Here is a 3833-nt window from a genome sequence, read left to right as displayed (position 1 = left end):
CCACCCGACCACTAGCCGACGGTCGCGTGCTCTGGGTGGAGGATCATCGCGGACGTTAATCCGCGCATGGCTTGACGCAACGCTTCCGCTGCATGAAGCGTTGATGAGGGACGCAAGACGCAGGCTTGGCTATGATGGACCTAAAGAGGCTATTGAAGCAGGAAGAAGGCGTGCGGTTATTTGAGCGTTCGTCTTTTGCCGAGGAAGTCTTCCTGATCCGCTCGCTTAGGACGCGGGAAACCTGGGAGGTTACAACGGAAGCTGAGGCCACTCAGATTTACGACAGCGAAGTGGCGAAGAGCCGGGACTGTTCCATCGTTCAGAAAAAGCTCGGCGGCTTCTAACCCATAAATCTGGCGAATTCGGCCCATTAATCTATCCGCAAGCCACCGTCTGAAGCCGATAGCCGACAATCCGCCATCCACTCGGTAGCGTCCCTCCCCGTCTGCGAATCGTTCCGCGTTGCCGGTTAGCCGCTGGTCCGGTTCAGTCTTGGATTGCGGCGAAATAGATCAGGCTGCCCTGGCCGCCCTCAAGATCAGGAAAGTTGCACCGATAGAGAAATGTGTAGGACCCGACTACCAGCCGCGCAGGAACCCCATCACGCGCCGACGCAGGGACAAGCGCCAGCCTCAACCCGTTCCGACGCTGTCGGCCCTCCTGACGGCCATTCCGAGCTTGTCCCGCCCGGAGCTTGGGCGGCTGGTTCAACGGATGATCGATCACATGAACCAGATGGACGGCGATCCCGACCTTGAGGACGCGACCGATATGGAGGACGACTTTTCACTGACAGGATATGCGCTGGCTTATGGCAGCAATGGCCCCGGTTGCTGGATCGCGGATGCTGGCGGCCAGTGCGATGAGGACGGGATGAACACAGCCTTCCCGTCCTGATGGTCCCGGATGTCCGATCAGCGATCCAGGTGGCAGCGAACTGGAAGACGGCCTTTAATCGCCTCACGGCGCCCCGGTTCGAAAGGATCGGGGCGTTTCCCGTTCATCGACTGATCGATTCAATCCGAACACACTGATTCGAATTGTCAATTTCCGTTCAGGTCACGCCGACAGGATAATATCTCCATGCGGTATAGCCTTATCATTTTCGCCCTTGCGCTGGGCATCCTTAGCGTCGTCGGCGTCGATGCCATGTTCAGCGCCGCCACCAGCATCATGCAGAGCGCGGTGGCGATGCCGCGATAATCGCCACACCGAAGACCAAATACCCCGCCGTCTGCGAAGGAAGGCGGGGCAAGTTGGGTCGCACTGCGAGCTAAAAGCCCGCGCCGGGAACAAATCACAACAGCCACCGATTCGCTTTAACGTGGGCTATTCTGGAGTGGGGACGTTGGGATGAGCGATGGCTATTTCGGATTATACCCATAGCCGAATGTACGAGTCGGGCGGGGTGGACCATGATGTCCTTCTCTCTGCCTTGGAGGGTCCCATAGCCCGGCATCGACCCCCTTCATGATGCGGGGCTAATCGTATTCCCGCCGCTATCATATTCGGGCAGGAGCGCCGCCTTTTATGGCGTCCGGAAATTGCCCCTACATGGACTCTAAAAATTCCTACTTTATTCGCCCTATGACTTCCCGCGCTTTAGACGCCCCAGCTTGAGATTTTCGAGCGCCCTGGCGCGGCCTTCCGGAGTGCGAGGGCCGGTAGACATGCCACCATGCCAGATGCACCGCCCGTTCGCATGCAGCGCGGTCATTCCGCAGGGTTTTCTTGATCGCGTCCGAGCGCCACAGGTGAGGCCGATAAGATAGGATGGACGCCCCTCCCGATAATAGCGCCCCGCATCCGCCGCAGCCTGTTGCCGCTCGCGATGTTCCCGGAACAGCTTGCGCTTTTCATCGTCCGGAAGCTTCGCCGCTTCCTCCTCCGCCAGGCGGGAATGGATTGACGTCGCCGAGCTAAGCCAATGTCCGCTTTCCGCGATCTGACGCCGATAGCTGCCAGTTAGCAATCGGCCAGACTCGGGCGTCCAGAATTTGAAAAGCCGGACAGACCGCAACTGGGAACGAACAATCAGCATCTGAACGGCAAAGAAGGGTCGGTCTTCCCCGCCTGACCACGCTCCCCTTTCATCAGGCGACCGCTTTCGCGGCATCTCGATCATCAGTGGCTTCGCAGAAATGGACCTGGGCCTTGCCCCTGACTTTCGAACGATACAAGGCTGCGTCTGCGCAAGCCATCAGACGTTCAAGATCCTCCCCAAAATCCGGCGCCATCGCAATGCCCACACTAACGCTGATCTGCATTTCGATATCGTCGATCAGATAGGGCTCGCTTAGCTGTTTGATCACGCGTCTGGCGAGGAGTTGCGCCTGGTCATGATGCTGCACCGCTGATTGGAGCAGGATGAACTCATCTCCTCCCAGGCGGCAAATCACATCGTCCACGCGAACGATCGAGCGGAGGCGTCGCGCAACCTCGACCAGCATTTTGTCGCCAGCGGGATGGCCATAGCGATCGTTGATTGATTTGAAGCCATCAAGGTCGAGATAATGGATTGCGAGTCGGTCGTCGGCGCGAGCGATCAATCGGTTGGTCTGAAATGCCTCCCGTAACATGAGCCTGTTCGCCAGCCCGGTGAGGGGATCGAAGCGGGCAAGCTGTGCAAGGTCATGTTTCATGGTCAGATGTTCGACGGCCGCATGAAAAAGATGGCGAACCGAGCTCAGGCTCATCGCTGCGACCACAAGGAGCAGAAGCGCCTCGAAAGCGAAAAATTCGCCATGGAGCGGTTCATCATATTTGCTCGCCGCGTGCAGCATCATCGCGAAAGCAGTTGGGAGAACGCAACAGCCAAGGCTCAAGATGCACAAGAGCGGTCGTGATGCGTTCCGTGAAACGATGCCCGCGCCGAAGGTGAAGACAAGACTGAGCGTCGCGATGTGAATGAGGGGTTGGTGCGTCATGAGGGCGCGGACATTGAGCCCCGCCAGGAGCAAGGCGAATAGGCAGGTGAGGAGGATATACTTCCTCTCCCATCGGTGAAGCAGCTCAATGTTCTGACGGACGCCGCCCGCCCGGCGGAACCGCGCGATCAGCACTATGCGCGCCGCAGTTACGAGGACAGCTGCGACAATAAGGCCAAGGATGACGCCATCCTGCCATTTGCGGTATATGAGCACCCCTACGACGAAATAAAGAATACCAAAGCCAATGATCGGCATTGTCATGGTGAAGAGCGTGGAGAGGAGATCGCGATAGACTGCGTCGGGGAGCATGGGCGCTGTCCAACGGCGGGGCGCTACGGGCGTGCCTGCGGCACTGGCTTGAGCTCGTCTCTCCATCCCCGATCTATTCGCGGCCAAGGTTAACGTCGCGTTACGTGCGCGCCCAACTGAGCATCAGCGTGCGACCGGCAGTTTCCCAATCGATACTTGCAAAGGTGCCTCGATCTTTTCGCGGACAGCATCTCGATTGCGAAGGGCTAAATGATGATCTCCATACCCTCTTCAAGAAACTCGCCCCGGACCGCAGCGCGCTCTGCCGCCAGGATAAGTTGCAAACCGGACCGACCGCACCTGAAAACTGAAATTTGGCGGCTGAACCGCCGCAAAGGGTCGATTGCGCCAGCATAGCAGACGCTAGTTGACGCTTCGGTGGTTTCTAATAGCTCAGGTACATTCAAAACCTGCGTGAGTACCGTCACTCGTCGACCGCGCGTTTAGGCACCTGCAAAGCTGTCACTTCCGACTTCAGATCAGCCCTCAGGAGGTAGCCCTTCATTCACTGGTTGTTGATGGCAGCACTGTGATCGAGTCTTTGGCATTCGCGCGTCGCGCCGTCCATCTTCTGGTCAGTCAGCGGGCCCCAAT

Annotated in this window: 4 protein-coding genes; 2 read left to right on the top strand and 2 right to left on the bottom strand. The window is 58.2% G+C overall.

The annotated features are described in order from the left end of the window. Nucleotides 1–152: 152 nt before the first annotated feature. Both MJ601_RS21655 and MJ601_RS21650 read left to right on the top strand, forming a co-directional pair. Complete coding sequence (locus MJ601_RS21655; RefSeq protein ID WP_242130460.1) at nt 153–344, top strand: hypothetical protein; 192 nt, start codon at nt 153–155, stop codon at nt 342–344. 382 nt (nt 345–726) lie between these two features. Next, nucleotides 727–897, top strand: coding sequence for a hypothetical protein (locus tag MJ601_RS21650; RefSeq protein ID WP_242130459.1), 171 nt, complete (start codon nt 727–729; stop codon nt 895–897). A gap of 688 nt (nt 898–1585) precedes the next feature. On the opposite strand, the gene MJ601_RS22170 is transcribed toward MJ601_RS21650, so the two are convergent. Both MJ601_RS22170 and MJ601_RS21645 read right to left on the bottom strand, forming a co-directional pair. Beyond that, nucleotides 1586–2041: an HGGxSTG domain-containing protein gene (locus MJ601_RS22170; protein ID WP_491572946.1), complete on the bottom strand. Its 456-nt coding sequence runs from the start codon at nt 2039–2041 to the stop codon at nt 1586–1588. A gap of 52 nt (nt 2042–2093) precedes the next feature. Further along, nucleotides 2094–3239, bottom strand: coding sequence for a GGDEF domain-containing protein (locus MJ601_RS21645; protein WP_242130458.1), 1146 nt, complete (start codon nt 3237–3239; stop codon nt 2094–2096). Nucleotides 3240–3833: the final 594 nt, after the last annotated feature.

Source organism: Sphingobium trunci (assembly GCF_022664535.1).
Lineage (GTDB): Bacteria > Pseudomonadota > Alphaproteobacteria > Sphingomonadales > Sphingomonadaceae > Sphingobium.
This window is presented reverse-complemented; position numbering and strand designations above follow the sequence as displayed.

Excerpts from the sequence above, each read along its gene's own strand:
- MJ601_RS22170 (WP_491572946.1), bottom strand. The coding sequence starts at position 2,041 with ATGCTGATTGTTCGTTCCCAGTTGCGGTCTGTCCGGCTTTTCAAATTC.
- MJ601_RS21645 (WP_242130458.1), bottom strand. The coding sequence starts at position 3,239 with ATGCTCCCCGACGCAGTCTATCGCGATCTCCTCTCCACGCTCTTCACC.
- MJ601_RS21650 (WP_242130459.1), top strand. The coding sequence starts at position 727 with ATGAACCAGATGGACGGCGATCCCGACCTTGAGGACGCGACCGATATG.